This is a genomic window from Phocaeicola sp. GP0067 (genome assembly GCF_031119655.1).
GTDB classification, from domain to species: Bacteria; Bacteroidota; Bacteroidia; order Bacteroidales; family Bacteroidaceae; genus Phocaeicola; species Phocaeicola vulgatus.
In genome coordinates, this window is sequence record NZ_JAVHZY010000012.1 from 16,208 (window position 1) to 35,538 (window position 19,331).

Annotated in this window: 15 protein-coding genes and 1 pseudogene; 7 read left to right on the forward strand and 9 right to left on the reverse strand. The window is 44.2% G+C overall.

Annotated features, from left to right (window positions below):
• Window positions 1–101 precede the first annotated feature (101 nt).
• The 3 genes from RE317_RS11040 (at window position 102) to cydB (ending at window position 3,146) form a co-directional block, all read left to right on the forward strand.
• Window positions 102–320 carry a DUF4492 domain-containing protein gene (locus RE317_RS11040; RefSeq protein ID WP_005843404.1) on the forward strand — a complete coding sequence of 73 codons (219 nt, stop codon included), beginning with the start codon at window positions 102–104 and terminating at the stop codon, window positions 318–320.
• Between the two features lie 23 nt (window positions 321–343).
• On the forward strand, window positions 344–1,846 hold the full coding sequence (locus RE317_RS11045) for a cytochrome ubiquinol oxidase subunit I (protein ID WP_005843401.1): 1,503 nt from the start codon (window positions 344–346) through the stop codon (window positions 1,844–1,846).
• A gap of 154 nt (window positions 1,847–2,000) precedes the next feature.
• Window positions 2,001–3,146: a cytochrome d ubiquinol oxidase subunit II gene (cydB, locus tag RE317_RS11050; protein ID WP_008667328.1), complete on the forward strand. Its 1,146-nt coding sequence runs from the start codon at window positions 2,001–2,003 to the stop codon at window positions 3,144–3,146.
• A gap of 295 nt (window positions 3,147–3,441) precedes the next feature.
• On the opposite strand, the gene pgl is transcribed toward cydB, so the two are convergent.
• The 3 genes from pgl to gnd form a co-directional block, all read right to left on the reverse strand.
• Window positions 3,442–4,146 (reverse strand): 6-phosphogluconolactonase, encoded by a 705-nt coding sequence (gene pgl / locus RE317_RS11055; RefSeq protein ID WP_008667327.1) that lies wholly within the window; start codon window positions 4,144–4,146, stop codon window positions 3,442–3,444.
• Window positions 4,147–4,207: 61 nt separating this feature from the next.
• Window positions 4,208–5,716: a glucose-6-phosphate dehydrogenase gene (zwf, locus tag RE317_RS11060; protein ID WP_005843394.1), complete on the reverse strand. Its 1,509-nt coding sequence runs from the start codon at window positions 5,714–5,716 to the stop codon at window positions 4,208–4,210.
• 48 nt (window positions 5,717–5,764) lie between these two features.
• Window positions 5,765–7,201, reverse strand: a complete 1,437-nt coding sequence (gnd, locus tag RE317_RS11065; protein WP_008667325.1) for a decarboxylating NADP(+)-dependent phosphogluconate dehydrogenase — start codon at window positions 7,199–7,201, stop codon at window positions 5,765–5,767.
• An 84-nt stretch (window positions 7,202–7,285) separates the two neighbouring features.
• Here gnd and RE317_RS11070 point away from each other — a divergent pair, with 84 nt between their 5' ends.
• On the forward strand, window positions 7,286–8,464 hold the full coding sequence (locus tag RE317_RS11070) for a dicarboxylate/amino acid:cation symporter (RefSeq protein ID WP_008667324.1): 1,179 nt from the start codon (window positions 7,286–7,288) through the stop codon (window positions 8,462–8,464).
• Window positions 8,465–8,668: 204 nt separating this feature from the next.
• Here RE317_RS11070 and RE317_RS11075 read toward each other — a convergent pair whose 3' ends face one another.
• The 3 genes from RE317_RS11075 to RE317_RS11085 form a co-directional block, all read right to left on the reverse strand.
• The gene (locus RE317_RS11075) at window positions 8,669–9,838 is read right to left on the reverse strand and encodes a porin (RefSeq protein ID WP_008667323.1); all 1,170 of its coding nucleotides are present in this window, start codon (window positions 9,836–9,838) and stop codon (window positions 8,669–8,671) included.
• A gap of 87 nt (window positions 9,839–9,925) precedes the next feature.
• Window positions 9,926–10,984: an L-asparaginase 2 gene (ansB, locus tag RE317_RS11080; RefSeq protein WP_008667322.1), complete on the reverse strand. Its 1,059-nt coding sequence runs from the start codon at window positions 10,982–10,984 to the stop codon at window positions 9,926–9,928.
• 168 nt (window positions 10,985–11,152) lie between these two features.
• Window positions 11,153–12,451 carry an anaerobic C4-dicarboxylate transporter family protein gene (locus RE317_RS11085; protein WP_005847962.1) on the reverse strand — a complete coding sequence of 433 codons (1,299 nt, stop codon included), beginning with the start codon at window positions 12,449–12,451 and terminating at the stop codon, window positions 11,153–11,155.
• A gap of 241 nt (window positions 12,452–12,692) precedes the next feature.
• On the opposite strand from RE317_RS11085, the gene RE317_RS11090 reads away from it, so the two are divergent.
• Window positions 12,693–13,643: a nitronate monooxygenase family protein gene (locus RE317_RS11090; RefSeq protein ID WP_008667319.1), complete on the forward strand. Its 951-nt coding sequence runs from the start codon at window positions 12,693–12,695 to the stop codon at window positions 13,641–13,643.
• A gap of 208 nt (window positions 13,644–13,851) precedes the next feature.
• Here the strand turns inward: RE317_RS11090 and RE317_RS11095 are convergent, their stop codons facing one another.
• The 3 genes from RE317_RS11095 to RE317_RS11105 form a co-directional block, all read right to left on the reverse strand.
• Window positions 13,852–15,285 (reverse strand): sodium:solute symporter, encoded by a 1,434-nt coding sequence (locus tag RE317_RS11095; RefSeq protein ID WP_008667317.1) that lies wholly within the window; start codon window positions 15,283–15,285, stop codon window positions 13,852–13,854.
• A gap of 13 nt (window positions 15,286–15,298) precedes the next feature.
• Window positions 15,299–16,231, reverse strand: coding sequence for a dihydrodipicolinate synthase family protein (locus tag RE317_RS11100; RefSeq protein ID WP_005847966.1), 933 nt, complete (start codon window positions 16,229–16,231; stop codon window positions 15,299–15,301).
• A gap of 162 nt (window positions 16,232–16,393) precedes the next feature.
• A complete protein-coding gene (locus RE317_RS11105) occupies window positions 16,394–17,842 on the reverse strand; it encodes an ATP-binding cassette domain-containing protein (protein ID WP_008667314.1) in 1,449 nt (482 codons plus the stop codon).
• 344 nt (window positions 17,843–18,186) lie between these two features.
• On the opposite strand from RE317_RS11105, the pseudogene RE317_RS11110 reads away from it, so the two are divergent.
• Together RE317_RS11110 and RE317_RS11115 are read left to right on the forward strand one after the other, a co-directional pair.
• Window positions 18,187–18,477 (forward strand): annotated as a pseudogene (locus RE317_RS11110) (diaminopimelate epimerase); the annotation flags it as partial.
• 89 nt (window positions 18,478–18,566) lie between these two features.
• The gene (locus tag RE317_RS11115) at window positions 18,567–19,292 is read left to right on the forward strand and encodes a hypothetical protein (protein ID WP_005847970.1); all 726 of its coding nucleotides are present in this window, start codon (window positions 18,567–18,569) and stop codon (window positions 19,290–19,292) included.
• Window positions 19,293–19,331 lie beyond the last annotated feature (39 nt).

Genomic DNA, 19,331 nt, shown 5'->3' on the forward strand with positions numbered 1-19,331 from the left:
AGCAATAAATATAGATTTGTGGAATATTTCTATGGACAAAAACTTGCTTTTTACCGATAAAGTGTTTTTCTTTGTAATTATTACAACTTTAAGATAAATTTATGAATGATTCTTTGTTGACACGCATCTGGATATTCTATCGCGACGGCTTTCGCGAGATGACCTTGGGACGTACCCTTTGGACGATTATTCTTATCAAACTATTCATCATGTTCTTTATTCTAAAACTTTTCTTCTTTCCCTCCTTCCTTGGCGGGAAGACAACGGAAGAGAAGCAACAGTATGTAGGTGAGGAGTTAATAGAACGGGCAAATCCATAAACATTTAAATAAATCAGAAAGTTATGTTTGAAAACATTGACACTTCATTAATTGACTGGTCAAGAGCACAGTTCGCTCTAACGGCCATGTATCACTGGCTTTTCGTACCTCTCACTTTGGGATTAGCTGTGATAATGGGGCTCATGGAGACCTTTTATGTAACAACAGGTAAGGAATTCTGGAAGAACACAGCTAAATTCTGGATGAAACTGTTTGGAATCAATTTCGCCGTAGGTGTTGCCACCGGTCTGATTCTGGAATTCGAGTTCGGAACTAACTGGAGTAACTATTCCTGGTTTGTGGGCGATATCTTCGGAGCCCCACTGGCTATCGAAGGAATCCTGGCATTTTTTATGGAAGCCACTTTCATTGCCGTCATGTTCTTCGGCTGGAACAAAGTGAGCAAGCGTTTCCATCTGGCATCCACCTGGCTCACCGGACTGGGAGCAACGATCTCCGCTTGGTGGATTCTGGTCGCCAATGCCTGGATGCAATACCCCGTAGGGATGGCTTTCAATCCCGAAACAGTAAGAAATGAAATGGTGGACTTTGCAGCTGTCGCCCTCTCTCCCATGGCTATCGCCAAGTTCTTCCACACAGTGTTAAGCAGCTGGATACTGGGAGCCGTTTTTGTAGTAGGAATAAGTTGCTGGTATTTACTGCGCAACCGTCAGAAGGAGTTCGCTCTGAGCAGTATTAAAGTTGCCGCCGCCGTAGGTTTGTTCGCCTCTCTCGTCACTGCATGGACGGGGGATATTTCGGGAGTACAGGTAGCCAAAGTGCAACCTATGAAAATGGCTGCCGCTGAAGGATTGCACGATGGCGGAAACGGAGTACCCTTCACCATTGCAGGCGATTTGAAAATCCCCAAAATGCTTTCTATCCTTGCCACTCACGACATAGACGGTTATGTACCGGGTATCAACAATCTGCTGGAAGGTGGTTATCAGATGCCCGACGGTACAACGGCTTTATCGGCCGAAGAGAAAATTAAACGCGGACAGATTGCCATCGCCGCCCTGGATGCATTCCGCAAAGCGCATAAGGCAGGTGACGAAGCAAGTGCCGCAGCAGCTCGCAAGACATTGGACGAAAACGTGAAATATTTTGGTTACGGATATATCAAGGATCCCGCCCATCTGGTTCCTAATGTAGGACTTACTTTCTGGTCATTCCGGATCATGGTAGGGCTGGGAGGTTATTTCATCCTGTTCTTTATTATAGTACTGATTGTATCGAAAAAAGAGAAGCTGGCTGATATGCGATGGTTACAACGGGTGGCTTTGTGGACTATTCCACTAGCCTATATCGGCAGTCAGGCAGGCTGGGTGGTAGCCGAAGTGGGGCGCCAGCCATGGGCCATACAGGATATGTTGCCTGTAGGAGCAGCCATCTCCAAATTGCAGACAGGTTCCGTACAGCTTACTTTCTTTATCTTCCTTCTATTGTTTACCGTTCTGCTCTTTGCTGAAATAGGTATCATGCTGAAGGCCATCAAGAAAGGACCGGAAGGAATTAAGAATTAAGGAATAAATGAAACAGGCGGAAATAATTCAGGCTGCGCAATAAATGGGCTACATACAGGAGATTAATTCCGCCAGCAAGTCATTCTTTTTTTAGTTCAAGTTTCTCTAATTCTATTTTTCAATATTCAATTCTCAATTTTTAATTTAGAATATTATGGACTATATATTTCTACAAAATTATTGGTGGTTCCTAGTATCGTTACTGGGTGCTTTGTTGGTGTTCCTGCTCTTTGTGCAGGGTGGCAACTCTTTGCTGTTCACGCTGGGACGCAATGACGAAGAACGTGCCTTGCTGGTAAACTCCACAGGACGCAAGTGGGAGTTTACTTTTACCACCCTTGTCACTTTCGGCGGCGCCTTCTTCGCTTCTTTTCCGCTGTTCTACAGTACCAGCTTTGGCGGTGCTTACTGGTTGTGGATGATTATTCTTTTCAGTTTCGTATTGCAAGCTGTTTCATACGAGTTCCAGTCCAAGCTGGGCAATCTGCTGGGCAAACATACTTACCAATGGTTTCTGGTTATAAATGGTATTGTAGAGCCTCTATTGCTGGGAGGTGCGGTAGCCACATTCTTTACCGGCTCCAATTTCCTGGTTAATAAAGGAAACATGGGTAATGAGTTGATGCCTGTCATCAGCAGTTGGGCAAACGGATGGCACGGACTGGATGCGCTGACCAATCCTTGGAATCTGGTCTTGGGATTTGCCGTATTCTTCCTGGCCCGCCTTTTGGGCAATCTTTATTTTATCAATAACATCCGGGATAAAGACTTAATCCCCCGCTGCCGCCGTCAGCTTATAACAGATGCTATTCCTTTCCTTATTCTATTTCTGGCATTTGTTATCCGTACTTTATTGGCTGATGGTTTCGCTGTAAATCCCGAGACAAAAGAAGTTTATATGGAACCTTACAAGTATTTCATCAATCTGATGGATATGCCTCTATTGCTGGTATTGTTCCTATCAGGCGTTGTCGGGGTACTTTGGGGTATCGGAAGGGCTGTCTTCAGCAAGACTGCGACCAATGGTATCTGGTTTACCGGAATAGGAGTTGTATTGACTGTATTAGCTTTATTGCTTTGTGCGGGATATAATAATACGGCTTATTACCCGTCCACAGCCGATCTACAAAGTTCGCTGACCTTGGCAAACAGTTGCTCCAGCGAATTTACCCTGCGCACCATGGCATACGTTTCCATTCTGGTACCTTTCGTTCTGGCCTATATTATTTATGCTTGGCGTGCCATAGACCGCAAGCCCATTACAGCAAAGGAACTGGAACAAGACGGACACGCTTATTAAAGAGTCTTAATGGATTATAGTGAAGGCATCCTGTTTTGCAAATAGCTGTAAACAGGATGCCTTTCTATGTTAAATAACATTGTTTCAACCTGTAAAATGAAGAGAATATCTTGCAAATTTCCGAAATATCCGTACCTTTGCATTGTGTTTTTCATAGTATTAGATTTAAGGTTAACAAAGGTTGGAGCAAGGCGTTGCTCCTTTTTTTATATCTATAGGAGACATAGCATCCATAGTTGATTCATTTCCCATCTAGAAAGTTATTTTCGTTTAAACTCTTCATCTAAAAGAAATATTATGATACAAGTGATGCATACAGTTGCGGATTACGTGCATGATGCCAAATATAAGATGCCGGATAGACCCCTTCCTTGTTTTTATCAAGGATTTCTTTCAAAATACTGCATTTGTTCTCGCCCGTCACTAGAAAACAGGTATGCCGGGCTTCTATCAAGGGACGTCCCGTCATGCATATACGCACTGTTTTATTATAAGGATTGACGGACACCTCATACGGTTCCCCGGCGGTAAGAAGTTCCTGATGGTCGGGGAAAATGGATGATGTATGCCCGTCCTCTCCTATCCCTAATAATACAAAATCAAAAACAGGCACACCGTCCACGGTCGGAACGGTGGTCTTGACTATGGAAGAATACTGTTTGGCTTCTTCTTCGGGAGCGCCCTCACCCACAATACGATAGTAATGACTGGCAGGAATACCTACCTTACTAAACAACAGACGATAGGCCAAGCCAAAGTTGCTCTGATCATCGCCAGGTGGCACACAACGCTCGTCTACCCAATAGAAATAAATACGGGACCAAGGGGTATATGCGGCATATTCACGCTCCCAAACCTCAAAAAGTGTGGCAGGAGTAGTTCCTCCGGAAAGAGCAATGGTAAAAGGCCGTTCAAGCTCTTTATCCATCGCTTCCAATATATGAGTTATCAAGGTTTGCGACGCTTGTACAGGCGACGCATAAAAGTTATGGTCAATCATCTTATTCACTATTTATTACTTAGAGTTTGCTGTTTTAAATTTACTATCCACAGATGACGACTTACAATTTACAGTATAAATTGGAATGTGTCAGATTCTTGCACGGGTTTGTCCATTCGGAATGACTGCGGTTGATCAATACATCCGCTTCTTTCGGTCCCCATGTTCCTGCAGGATACCCATAAAGAGGAGTTTCGGGATGCTTCTTCCAATAATCCAGAATCTTATCAAAGTAAGTCCAGCTCTCGTCCACAGCATCGGAACGGGTAAAAAGTGTAGGATCACCCACCAGACTGTCTTCCAACAGGCGTACATACGCATCCCCCGTTTCCTGATCGTGCTGGTCATAGCTGAAGTCCATCTCCATGGTTCCCATATAGAAACCGGCACCAGGTTCTTTCATGGCTATGCGCTGAAGAATTCCCTCGTCGGGTTGAATACGGATAATCAGTTCCTCACCTTTGTAAAAGCCTTCCTTCATTTGGAACATCTGCATAGGAGCAGGTTTGAAATGAACCACAATTTCGGTCACCTTGGTAGGCATCTGCTTTCCGGTACGGATATAAAAAGGCACTCCCTGCCAACGCCAGTTATCCACATACAGACACATCGCCACGTAGGTATCTGTACGGGAATCAGGACGAACATTCTTTTCTTCACGATAACCGATACGGTCATCACCAGCAATATATTGTCCGCGGATGACATTATCACGGATATACTTATCAGTCAGCGGACGAAGGGATTGGTAGACCTTGATCACCTCGTTACGGAAACCATTCTTGTCAAACTTGGCTGGTGGTTCCATGGCAGTAATAGCAAGCAACTGCATCAAATGGTTCTGTACCATATCGCGCAGAGCTCCCGCCCCGTCATAATATCCTCCGCGAGTACCTATACCCATATTTTCCACCGCAGTGATTTCTACATAATCTATATAGTTACGGTTCCATATCGGTTCGTAAATAGTACTTCCAAAACGGGTCACCATAATATTCTGCACCGTTTCCTTGCCCAGAAAATGATCGATGCGGTAGATATCCTCTTCTTTAAAATAAGCGGCATAGATTTTATTTAGTTTCTGAGCGGAAGCCAGGTCGTATCCGAAAGGCTTCTCGACAATGATACGCTTTAATCCAGGCTTTTTCAACAAGCCCGCATCATGCAGACATTTCGGAATCAATTCATAAAGCAAGGGCGGAGTTGCCAGATAGAACAAATAGTTCCCATTATTCTCATATTGAGGCGAAAGCTCCTTCAAACGGTCATTCAACAGAAAATAAGTGGTTTCGTCAGCTGGGTCCATGGACTGGTAATGAACAGTAGAGAGAAAATCGTCCAATGTTTCCATTTCCTCTTTAGTAAGAAAACCGAATTTTATCAGTTCTTCTTTCAGATAGGCACGATAGGTCTCGTCCGTGTATGCAGTACGGGCACAGCCGATAATGGCAAAATGCTCGGGGAAGCGTTTCCCGTTATGTATCTTTATCAAGGCAGGCATCAGTTTGCGCCGGGTTAAATCACCGGATGCACCGAAGATGACCAAAAATAAACTATGTGGTAAACTCATGATTCTTTCTTTTAAAAATGAATGTATAATGCTTTGTGTTGCGACATATCAATAGTTGTCTTCCCAATGTTCGTGGAAAAATTCCCCCCGTGGACTGTCCACACGCTCGAAGGTATGAGCTCCGAAATAATCACGCATCGCTTGAATCATATTGGCTGGGGAACGGTTGGTGGTCAGACCTAGAAAATAATTCAACGCTGCGGAAAGTACAGGTACGGGCAACCCTTCTCTCAACATGACACCGATGTATTTCTTCCACGCGGGCAGGGCTTCCATTACTTCCCGTCCGAAATGCTCGTCCAGCAACAGATGCGACAATCCCGGTGCACGGTGATAGGCCTCGGCAATGTCGTTCAGAAAAGCAGAACGAATAATGCATCCGGCGCGCCACAACAGCGCGATAGTGGAAAGATTCAACTTCCAGCCATATTGCTCACTGGCAGTGCACATCAGAGCAAACCCTTGCGCATAGCCTGTCAGACGAGCCGCATATAAGATACTTTCCAATCCGATCACCGTATCCTGATAATTATATACCGGATGATTCTCCACATGCATATAATGTTTGGACATCAGCACGCGCAAGTTCTTCTCTGCCGACAGATTACGGGCAAAAACCGCCTCGGCAATCACGTCCAGTGGTGTATTTAGTTGTAGGGAGTTAATGACACTCCAGCGACCCGTTCCTTTTTGTCCCGCAGCATCCAGAATGTTATCGAGCAAATAATCGCCTCCTTCTTCTTTATGACGCAGAATGGCCGAAGTAATCTCTATCAGGTAACTATGCAGACGTCCTTTGTCCCATTGTTCAAAAATATCCGCCATCTGTTCATTCTTCAACGCCAGCAGGTGCTTCATGGAGAAATAAGTTTCAGCAATCAGCTGCATATCCCCATATTCTATGCCATTATGCACCATTTTTACATAGTGGCCTGCGCCACCGGGACCTACCCACTCACAACACGGAGTACCATCCTCAGCTTTTGCCGCAATACTTTTCAGCATCGGCTGAATGACTGGCCATGCCTCTTGCGCACCACCGGGCATGATGGACGCTCCATGCAAAGCACCCTCCTCACCTCCTGAAATGCCGCAACCTACAAAGTACATACCTTTATCATAAAGTTCCTTTACACGACGTTCCGTATCTTCATAATAAGAGTTGCCTCCGTCAATGAGGATATCACCCTTTTCCATCAAAGGAAACAGCTTGCCCGTCAGTTCATCGACAGCGGGACCCGCCTGTACCATCAAAAGGATGACACGCGGAGTTTTCAGTGCTTCGACAAAATCTGTCAGTTCATTACTGCCTATGATGCCTTTTCCTTTGGCGCGGTTGGCTATAAAGTGTTCCACTACATTTTCTTCTTTTCCAGGAACGGTACGGTTCCATACTACAACCTTCCATCCCTTGTTGGCAAGATTCAGAGCAAGGTTCTGCCCCATCACACCTAATCCGATTAATCCTATATCTGCCTTTTCCATAAATTATTCTTTTTATATTTAACAATTTGATAGGTTATTTGTTCAATAATTCTATCTTTGCAATTTGAATAATAACACATTATCATGAAGAGGTTAAAAATCGGCTTATTAGCCCGAATTATCATCGCCATCACATTGGGTATAGGATTCGGAAACGTTCTTCCCGGCGAATTGGTCAGAGTATTTGTGACTTTCAACGGAATCTTCAGCGAGTTCTTGGGTTTCATCATTCCACTGATTATTCTCGGGCTGGTCACTCCTGCCATTGCCGATATCGGTAAGGAGGCAGGAAAGATGCTGGTGATAACGACATTGGTAGCATACAGCGCCACGTTGTTCTCTGGTTTCCTGTCTTATTTCACCGGAGTGACTTTTTTCCCTTCCATGATTACTCCGGGAGCACCGATAGAACAAATTAGCGAGGCACATGATATTTCTCCATTCTTCACTGTAGCCATCCCCCCAGTGATGAATGTGATGACTTCCTTGATTTTAGCCTTCACACTAGGTCTGGGCATCGCACATTTGGATAGTACAGCGCTGAAAAACGTATGTAACGATTTCAAAGAAATCATAGTCAAAACCATCCAGACGGTGATTCTGCCCCTACTGCCTATCTATATATTCGGTATATTCCTGAATATGACCCATTCCGGACAAGTATATAACATTCTGGTGGTATTTATCAAGATCATCGGAGTCATTTTCCTGCTTCACATCTTCCTGTTGGTTTTTCAATATACCATTGCAGCGCTGTTTGTACATCGGAATCCGTTCAAACTACTGGGAAAGATGATGCCTGCCTATTTCACAGCATTGGGCACACAGTCATCGGCAGCCACCATTCCGGTGACTTTGCGACAGACTGTCAAGAATGGGGTCACGGAGGATATAGCCGGATTTGTCATTCCGCTATGTGCCACAATTCATCTGTCGGGAAGCACGTTGAAGATTGTTGCTTGCGCACTGGCACTGATGATTATGCAAGGAATGCCCTTTGATTTCCCCATGTTTGCAGGATTCATCTTTATGCTGGGAATCACGATGGTAGCTGCACCGGGAGTACCGGGAGGAGCCATCATGGCTGCATTGGGGATCCTGTCTTCCATGCTGGGATTCGGAGAAAGTGAACAGGCTTTGATGATAGCACTTTACATTGCCATGGATAGTTTCGGTACTGCTTGTAATGTGACGGGCGATGGGGCTATCGCATTGATTATTGATAAGTTTTTCGGAAAGAAAAATCTCCGGTCCATACAATAAACAGGAAAAATATTCCCGAATCAGATAAAGTCAGGAAACTCTGTAACCCATTCATGAAAAGTTGCCAGGCTGATTTATGACGTGTATGATAAAAAAGGTAACGGCTTTAACTCTGATAAAAGAAAGACATTTTCATGATAAATAGCAGGCAGGCAACAAGTTGCCTGCCGATTCTTCATAACAAACAAAAAAGGAAAGCATGAGCTAGAATACAGGCATCTGCCAAATGAATCCCACTGACACACGATGGGTACTGAAATTATCCTCACCCAACGCCTTTGCACGATCGGTATATTTATAGGAACGCCCCACGTATGCCAGGAAGAAGTGCAGATTGCTCTCCATCGGATAAAATTCTATACCTCCTGCATATCCCCATGCCGTGCGATATTTCCCTTTTTCCACTTCATCACTTGCCTTATAAACGGAAGCAGTTTCATACATTCCTTTTGCAAACAAGTTCCACTTTGGGGCAAAACGATAATTCACATGCAACACATAGGACATATATTCGGCATTAAAAGCATTGTGTGCCTGATTATCAGTTCCTACGATGTTAGTTATAATCCCTTTACGGTCTACTCCTTCACGAGAATACATCCAGTCAAAATAGGCATGCCATTTAGGGCTGAAATTAAATTCATTACCCAAAGCGTAATAATACATCTTTTCGCCCTTCGTTTCGTTCATAACAGAGGCAGACCAACGGGTTTTGAAAACATCCAGGAAATTTCCGTTCCAGTTCAAGGTATAAACTAACGGCAGTTTGGTACGTTCCAAATCCCCATACATCTCCTCGGACGGTCCGTTCCGACTGTTCAATACCTGAAATTGTATCTGCTGATAAGAATTATAGTTGTATGCCACATTCAAACCAGTCATGAAGTTACTCATGTGCTCTATCATGTCACTATATTCGTAAATATCAATCGGATTCAAATCAAATTCTATACCACCATACGAGACACATTGCTTTCCGGCAAAAAATGAGAACTTATTTAATTTGATGCCTACTCCTGCCCAATCTATGCTGGTAGGTACATTATCTATATTGCCGGAACCATCGTTACCCCGATTCAGACGCTGACGGTAACGGTAACTCAACCAATCATTGATATCTCCCTTCATTTCGATACGGAGCTGCTTCATTTCGAATGCGCCCTGATCAAATCCGGAGTCGTTCCATTTCATATTGAAATCACCGTGCATATTAAGATAGAGATTGAACTTGTCCGTTTTCTTCTTGATACCGGTGACTTCTTCAAACAGACTTTTGTCACCGGCCATGAAATCACTTCCGGAAGATTGGGCATATAAAGGGTAAGTGCCTGAGACAGCAAGGGCTGTCAGGCATACTAACATTATTCTTTTCATAAGTCAAAGTTTTAGGTTATAATGTATTCTCTTTTTCTTTTATGCGCGCAAAAGAAAAAGAGATAAAAAGAAAAAGTGCCGGATGGACTAGTATACGTTGAAGTATTCCTGAATCTTCTTCCAGTCTTTTGTTTTAGTTAATGCCAACATCAACAACACACGCGCTTTCTGAGGATTCAACTCTTGTGAAGCCACGAATTGATATTTATTATCATCCACCTCGGCATCCAATGTGGTCGGTCCGGTAGGAACACGGCTGGAACGCACTACCAAAATACCTTGCTGACGGGCCTTTTCCAACATCGGAAACAAATTCTGATGAATGTTGCCATTCCCCACACCGGCATGAATAATACCTTGGTAACCATTATTCAGGAAAGGGATCATAACATCAGCCTCTACATTGGAATAACTGTAAACGATACCTACTTTCGGCAGCTTGTCAAGGTGGGCCACATCAAAATCGGAACCGGTGGTATGGCGTTTCAAAGATTCCATATTATAAAAAACCTTACCATTCAATACATATCCCAACGCACCGGAGTTAGGAGACTGGAAAGTTTGTACATCCACTGTATTGGTCTTCATGGCTCCGTGGGCTCCCAAAATCAAACCGTTCATGGCAATTACGACACCTTTACCCCGTGATTCCCTGGCGGCGGCAGTAACTACTGCATTATACAAGTTCAACGGTCCGTCCGCACTCATGGCCGTAGAGGGGCGCATGGCTCCTACCAATACAACAGGCTTGTCACTCTTCACAGTCAAGTTCAGGAAAAAGGCGGTTTCTTCCATCGTGTCAGTCCCGTGAGTAATCACGATACCGTCCACATCTCCACGGCTGAAAAGCTCGTTGATACGCTTGGCCAACGTCAGCCATACGGCATCATTCATGTCCTGAGAACCGATTTTTACAATCTGTTCCCCGGTCACATTGGCTATTTTGTTCACTTCGGGAACCGCTTCCAGCAATGTGCTGATAGCCACCTGCCCGGCAGTATAATTTGTTTTAGTAGCCGAAGCGCCTGTTCCGGCAATAGTCCCCCCTGTAGCCAATATATGGATATTAGGCTTTTGGGCGACAGCAGCCAATGTGGTACATACCAGCATTGCCGCCATAAGGCTGAGTTTTCTTAATCCGTTCATAATCTTTTCAAGTTTAGGTTTTATTACTATAATAATTATTTGGAAATTTTGTTCACACAAAGAAGAAGATGTGCCGATGATATATATGTTATACATCGAATCATTATAAATGTTACAGGCAGAAGATCACTCATCTTCAAGTCCGAATACACCTACCCCCTTTCCTTTCTAGAACACCTGTACCAGCAGCAGACCTACCACAATAGAAACAATGGTGGCCACCATCCCAGGCATCATGAACGAATGATTCAGAATCCATTTTCCAATGCCTGTTGTTCCTGTACGGTCAAAATTTATAGCTGCCACTACTGTAGGATAATTAGGAATAAAGAAATATCCGTTGACAGCAGGGAACAAAGCAATCAACATCATCGGAGAAATACCCAGTGCTATTCCTAACGGCACAATGGCACGCACCGTAGCAGCCTGGCTATAAAGCAAAATGGACATGACAAACAATGCCAGACCGAACAACCAGGGCATTTGGCGCACAATCCCCTCAATAGAGCCTGTCAGTTCCGTAATGTTTCCATTAATGAAGGTATCTCCCATCCATGCAATACCAAATATAGCGATTACCGCCTGCATCCCGGCAGGAAACACACTGCCTTGTGTAGCTTTAATTCCATCCGTACGTGAAATGAGAAGAATAACAGCCGCCGCACACAACATCAAAATCTCAATAATAGCCGGCATATCCAAAGCCGTACCATTGAACACAGGACGCATGGCAGGAATAGAACCGAACAACACTATCAACAGCGTGGCGGCAATAAAAATTATCACCGAGATACGGGCATGAAACATATTCTTCACATCGTTCAGCTCCACATGTTTTGTATCAATCATCCCGGCTTCCAAGCGGCGCAAGTATTCGGGATCTTCCAACAACTCTTTACCCACCTTCTTTGAAAGGAAAGCTCCCACCAACACACCGATTAATGTAGCGGGAATAGTAATCTTCAGAATATCAAACAGAGTGATGTCAAATCCTGTCAGCAATCCCAGCAACGCTACGGTAGCGGCAGAGATAGGGCTGGCGGTAATAGCCTGTTGCGAGGCGATAACGGCAATGCCTAAAGGACGCTCAGGACGAATTTTAGTTTCCGTAGCCACCTCGGCTATGACAGGAAGCACAGAGTAGGCTACATGCCCCGTACCTGCGACAAAAGTAAACAGATAAGTAACCAACGGACTCAGGATAGTCACTTGTGAAGGGTTACGACGCAACAACCGTTCTGCTAATTTCACCATATAGTCCAGTCCGCCGGCAGCCTGCATACAAGAGGCGGCAGAGATAACGGCGACAATCATCAACATCACATCAATAGGGGGAGCGGTAGGTTGAAGTCCGAAAACAAAGGTCAATATGGCAAGGCCCACACCTCCCATCACTCCCAGTCCGATACCTCCCAGACGGGCACCTACAATAATAGCGACAAGTACAAATAGCAGTTGTAATAACATGTTTTTTATCCGTTTATAAATATACAATTTTAATTCTGAGAACAAAGATAGACCATTTCTGTTCTACAAACCTTAAAATTTCTAAGAATTTTTCCTTTTTTCACTACTTTCTCCCTAAAACATTCAATAAAAGTTAGTTGTTTTGTATAATGAACAATTTGTCAATGTGCTAATCGGCTGTATTATGTCCCACATAGTTATTGGTACATTAGCAAATAGACAAATTATTAAATTATTACATATGAACAGAATTTGCAATCTTTTTGGAATAAAGTATCCCATCATACAGGGAGGAATGGTATGGTGTAGCGGTTGGCGACTAGCCTCCGCAGTAAGTAACGCCGGAGGACTGGGACTGATAGGAGCAGGCTCCATGCATCCCGAGACCTTACGCGAACACATACAGAAATGCAAAGCGGCGACAGACAAACCTTTCGGAGTAAACATTCCGCTGATGTATCCCGAAATAGACATCCTTATCAATATGGTAATAGAAGAGGGTGTGAAAATCGTCTTCACCTCTGCCGGAAATCCAAAGACCTGGACAGAACACCTGCATGAGCATGGAATCATTGTGGCCCATGTAGTGGCAAGCACCAAGTTTGCCGCCAAATGTGAAGAAGCAGGTGTAGACGCCATCGTAGCCGAAGGATTCGAAGCAGGAGGACATAACGGACGGGAGGAAACGACCACCCTATGTCTTATTCCAGCCGTCAGACAGATCACCACTGTGCCGTTGATAGCTGCCGGAGGTATCGGATCGGGAGAAAGCATACTGGCTGCTATGGCATTGGGGGCCGACGGGGTACAAATAGGCACGCGCTTTGCATTAACCGAAGAGAGTTCTGCTCATTTCACATTCAAAGACCGGTGTCTGCGACTGAATGAAGGAGATACCCAACTGACATTGAAACAGCTCTCTCCCGTCCGGTTGGTCAAGAATGATTTCTTCAAACAAGTAGAAGAAGCGGAAAGCCGTGGCGCAACAACGGATGAACTACGCACTTTGTTAGGAAAAGGACGTGCCAAAAAGGGAATCTTTGAAGGAGATTTATTCGAAGGTGAACTGGAAATAGGACAAGTCGCATCATGCATACATAAATTACAGACGGTAGACGAAGTGATGAAAGAACTGGTGGAAGATTTCAATGCCGCATTAAACAGGGTCAATGAGCTGAAAAGATTTATCTGATAAGGAGAACGATGAAACGATTAATAAACCGGAGAGTGAATCAAAACCAAAATGAACATTCTAAAGGTTACAGATTGTAACCGACAAATACAGAAAAGCCGTATCATTACTCAAAAGTGATACGGCCTTCTTATTGTCAATGAAGAATGTCAAGTTTCAGATGAAAAATTCTTTTCTATAAAGTTGAGTTTTATAAAATTAAGTTATTCTACTTACACCTTCTCTTATTAAGCAGATTAGCACTCAGGAATCCCACCAAAAATATCAGCAACGTCCCGAACACGATAGCCAGATTGGCATGTACAAAGGGGGATATCACAATCCAACAAACCAGAATTACTCCACAAACGACTCCCAGTACCGCATCAAAATTACGTGCCTTCTTCGAAATATACCCCAATAGAAACAGTCCCAACATGCCTCCGCTGAAAATAGACGCCAACGCCCACCAGGCATCCAGCGCACTTTGCACACTCATAAAGGCAAAAGCCACCAGAATCCCTGCCACTCCCACTCCTACACTGGAGAGTTTCAGCACCAACATCCGCTCCCTGTTTCCGGCATGTTTGCGGAACCGCTGATAATAATCCGTCAGAATGATGGTAGACGAACTAGTGACACTGGTCGCAATGGTACTCATACCTGCGGCAAAGATAGAAGCAATCAGCAGGCCTGTCAACCCCACCGGCAACTCATTGACTATAAAAAACGGAAAGACATAATCCGCCCTCACCCCGTCGGGCAAGATCCCCGGATGCACTTTATAGAACGCATACAGCCCAGTCCCTATCATAAAGAAAACGGCCGAAACGGGAATAAACAAATATCCTCCGAACAAGGCCGAAAACTTAGCCTCTTTCTCATTCTTCGCCGTATGATAACGTTGCACATAACTCTGGTCTATACCATAGTTCTGCAAATTAGTAAATATACCATAAATCAGACACACCCAAAAAGTGGACTCACTTAAACTGCTTCCAAAGCTTCCCAAGCTGAATTTACCATCTTCCATGGCGATGGAGAAAGTCTGCACCGGACCTCCGGGCATATCAAAAAGCAAAATAAACATACATACCAACGCACCTCCGATCAGAATAATTCCCTGTATGGCCTCTGTCCAAATGACAGCCTTCATGCCACCCAACATGGAATAAAGCACAATAGCCACACTGGTTACAACAATAATGGTCTGGATATGCCATCCCAACAATACATTCATGGGCAACGCCAACAAATACAGAATAGACCCTGTACGTGCTATCTGGGTGAGCAGATAGCAGGACGAAGCATATATACGTGCCCAAGGACCGAAACGGTTTTCCAAAAAGCTATAAGCCGATATGCTGTCCTGACTCCGGTAAAAAGGCACAAAGTAACGAGCCGCAAAATAAGAGGCGATAGGAATAGAAAGACTGAATACAAATGCATTCCAATCTCCCGAAAAGGCCTTTCCCGGATATCCCAGATAACTGATACTGCTGACATACGTGGCGAAAATGGACATCCCCACCACCCAGCCGGGCAAACTTCTTCCGGCAGAAGTGAACTCCTCGGAGGTACCTTTCTTCTTAAAGAAAGAACAACCGAAGGCCACGACTCCGCCGGTAAACAACAAAAAGACGATTATATCAATGATATGCATACAGACCGAGCATTTAAGGTTTCAATTCCGGACAAAAAGGGAGTGCCTCCAACGCCTTGCGTATCTTCTCGCGTTCCGGAACATTGAAGCGATGGAAAGGAGCCGCAACAAAATCATCACAAACGCCCAATAAAGACAACGCGCATTTCAATCCTTTCAAATAACTGGAGCCATGCTGCCCCACGGTATAAATACTGCTACTGATTTGCATCACCAAGGGTTGCAGCCGACTTACGGTTTCCATGTCACGCGCTACCGCAGCATGATAAAGATCTACATATAATTCCGGGAACATATTGGCACCTCCGTTGATCCCCCCATGTCCACCCAGCAACACACACTCTGCCGTAATTTCCTCCGGTCCCACCAACATGGCGAAATCCTGTCTGTCCTTCATGACATACATCACGGACTGGAAATAAACGGCATTAGCCGAACTATCCTTGAATCCCACCACCTGAGGATTACGGGCAATGCGTTGAATAGTAGCCGGAGCAAAATTCACTTTCGTGTGCGACGGCATATTGTACAAGAAGATAGGTAACGGCAACTGAGGAATCAGGTCCTCATAAAATTCGGCCAGTTCAGGCTGTCCCGGAGCAAAGTAGTAAGGGGGAGCGGAAACTACGGCTGAAGCACCACACTCGGCCCCTACATGTGCCAGATGAATACTTTCTACAATTGATGTATCGGAAATACAAACCAGAACCGGAAGTCTTCCGGCATTGATACGGCAAGTTTCCTTTATCATTTCATGGCGAAGCCGGTAACTGATACTCTGCGCTTCTCCGGTGGTACCCAGTATAAATAATCCGTGCACTCCTCCTTTTATCAATCGTTCTATCAACCTTTCCAAACCATCAATATCCAGTTTGTCATTATCCAGTAACGGAGTCACTAAAGGAGGAATAATGCCTGTCATAGGCTTTTTTAATGTGTTTTCCATGATTCGTTTTCTTTTAAAAATTTCAATGCTATATTTATGAAACGAACAGTAGGATTATTTGTACTCAGCCCAACATCCCGGCTTGTCCGGAAAGCGACAGGGCACTATCGTTTAACCTGTCGTCTTCCGTCTGCCCGGAACGTACCTTTAGAAAAAGAACTTTTAATTCCGCTTCAAGAAAAGAAAGTTAGTTATACATGCGGGCAACTCTTCCTGATAATGTGTCACCATAATCATGGTCTTGTCCTTACGACGACAGAAAGTTTCTATCACATCTTTCACCAACCGGCGGTTGTACAAGTCCAACCCATGCAAAGGCTCGTCCAAAATAAGCAACTCAGGATCCTTCACAAAAGCACGGGCCAACAACACCAGACGCTGCTCGCCACTGGACAACTGCAAGAAATTCCGGTCTTTCAAATCTGCAATACCAAAAATATCCATCCACCATTCACAAGCCGCCATCTGCTCGGGACGCGGACGTTTGTACAACCCCACAGAATCATGTAGTCCGCTTGCCACAATATCTATGGCAGGAAGGTTCTTCAGATAAGCGCGATGCATCTCAGGACTGACATATCCTATATGCTTCTTTATCTCCCAAATACTTTCTCCGGAACCGCGTTTTCTGCCGAACAAGGTAATATCACAAGCATAACTCTGCGGATTATCCGCACAGACCAAACTCAACAACGTAGACTTTCCTGAACCGTTCTCTCCACTCAAAGCCCATTTCTCGCCACTTTTCACTGTCCAGTCCAAATCTTTCAAAATGGTACGCTCGCCATAACGGATGCTTACCTTGTTCAAATCAACTACGTGCTCGGTGTGATACAAATCACCGCCGTAAGGCAAATTCAGAATCCGTGCCTCCTTTTCTTCGGAAAGTATCCGTTCCGGTATCGGCTTACGGACCGCCAAATATTCCTGCAAAGTTATCTTTTTACCACACACCCTGTCTTCCACAGGAATAACATGAGTAATAAAAGCAGGAATATCATCGGACTTAGACAAGATAAGGATTACCTGCAAATGGGTTACTTTAGTCAGTTCGCCCAACAATGTATGAAGCAGGTCCCTCGTCTTCGCATCCAGTCCGATAAAGGGATTATCCATAATCAGTACACGCGGATTACTCAGCAAAGTCTTTGTCAGTTGAAACTTACGTAACTCACCACTGGAAAGCAGAATAATATGTTTATCCAGCATCCTCTCTATGCCAAACAGTTCATACAAAGCCTTTTTCAGACCTGAATCGGTCGCTTCGGGCAACAAATCACGTACCAGTGGGGTTTCATCCAAATCATGGGCATTCCATCGTTGCTGATAATAGTAATTTCCATCGGAATCTCCGTATGAATCACGGAAAGCAATATACTTTATATTCTCGTATGCCATCTTCGAAGGAGAAAGAGAGAAATCATACTTCACTTCGTTCATCAACAACGGCCACCGGCCTGTAATCGTATCTACCAATATACTTTTTCCTGCCCCGTTTCTCCCCACAACAGCTATATGTTCTCCGGTGGCAAGTGTCATATTCACCGGTTCCTTCATCCGGTACAGCGGATGGCGGGTCACACCATTTTCTATCGCAATAATATTCTGCATTACAAATCTCTTTTTTATCCAACAGGATGCAAAGGTAACAAAATAATATAAAAATAAGATAATATATTATCATCTTGTTACATCAATCATCCACCTTAATTATATATGATACCAATTATACGACACTGAATAACCAACAAAATATTACCTAAACTATATGTTCCATAACAGAATACAGGCTCAAATTTATAAAGCATCAACAAGATATATATTTGCACTAAATTAAGACAAAAGGAAATAATAACAGAAGAAATTATAGACAAAATGGCAACAACAATCAAGTTCACAAAGATGCAGGGAGCAGGTAATGACTATATATACGTAAACACCCTAAAGCACCTTATGTCCTAAAACTGCATACGGAGAACGAGCTGGTAGAAGAAGTAACAGTGGACATGGATCTTCCCCTGCTTGCCAACTCCAGACAAATAAATACCCCGGACGGCAAAATGTTGGCAAAAACAATCACAGTAGATGGAAAAGAATACAAAAGAACATTTGTTTGTATGTGAAATCCACATTTAGTGGTTTTCATAGATGATATAAAAGATGTAAATTTGCCGGCAATAGGTCCGAAACTGGAGAATCATCCGCTTTTTCCCGAACGAACCAATATAGAATTCGTTGAAGTATTATCACATAACAAGCACAAGCCATTACAAGAAAAACAAATACATACGAGATATAACAAACTCACTATTATGGATTAAAAAGGTAAAAAGCAATGAAAAAGAGTTTTAGAAAAACAACATTTCTGTCGGCCTTGGCAATAGCTGTTCCGGCAATGGGCATGGCGCAGGACAAAGTGGAAGCCAGCGCAGGAGCCGATCTCGTAAGCGGATACATCTGGCGTGGCCAAGATTTAGGAGGTGTCAGTATCCAACCCACGTTGTCAGTTTCTTACAAAGGGTTCTCATTGTCTGCATGGGGAACAGCAGGTATCGAAAAAGAAGATACAAAAGAGATTGACCTCACATTAGGCTACGCCACAGGAGGTTTCAGTATCTCCGTCACAGATTACTGGTTCAATGGAGGACCGGGGTATTTTCATTACGGCTCACACAATACCAACCATACCTTCGAGGCACAAATAGGTTATGACTTCGGACCGCTGGCCTTGAACTGGTATACCAATTTCGCCGGAACCGACGGAGTGAATAACGGAGGAAACAGAGCCTATTCGTCCTATATCTCGGCTACCGTACCTTTCACACTGGCAGGGCTGGAATGGACAGCGGAAATAGGAGCGACTCCGTGGGGCACAGACTTTTACAACTATTCCGAAGCCCCTGTATGCAACGGTTCCAACGGTTTCACCGTATGCGACATCAGCATGGGAGCCGCCAAGGAAATAAAAATCACCGATTCATTCTCCGTTCCAGCTTTTGCAAAAGTCACCGTAAACCCACGCACTGAAGGGGCTTATTTCGTTTTCGGGCTAAGTTTTTAATCATAAAGAGCATAACCAGACAAGGATAACAACAAAGTA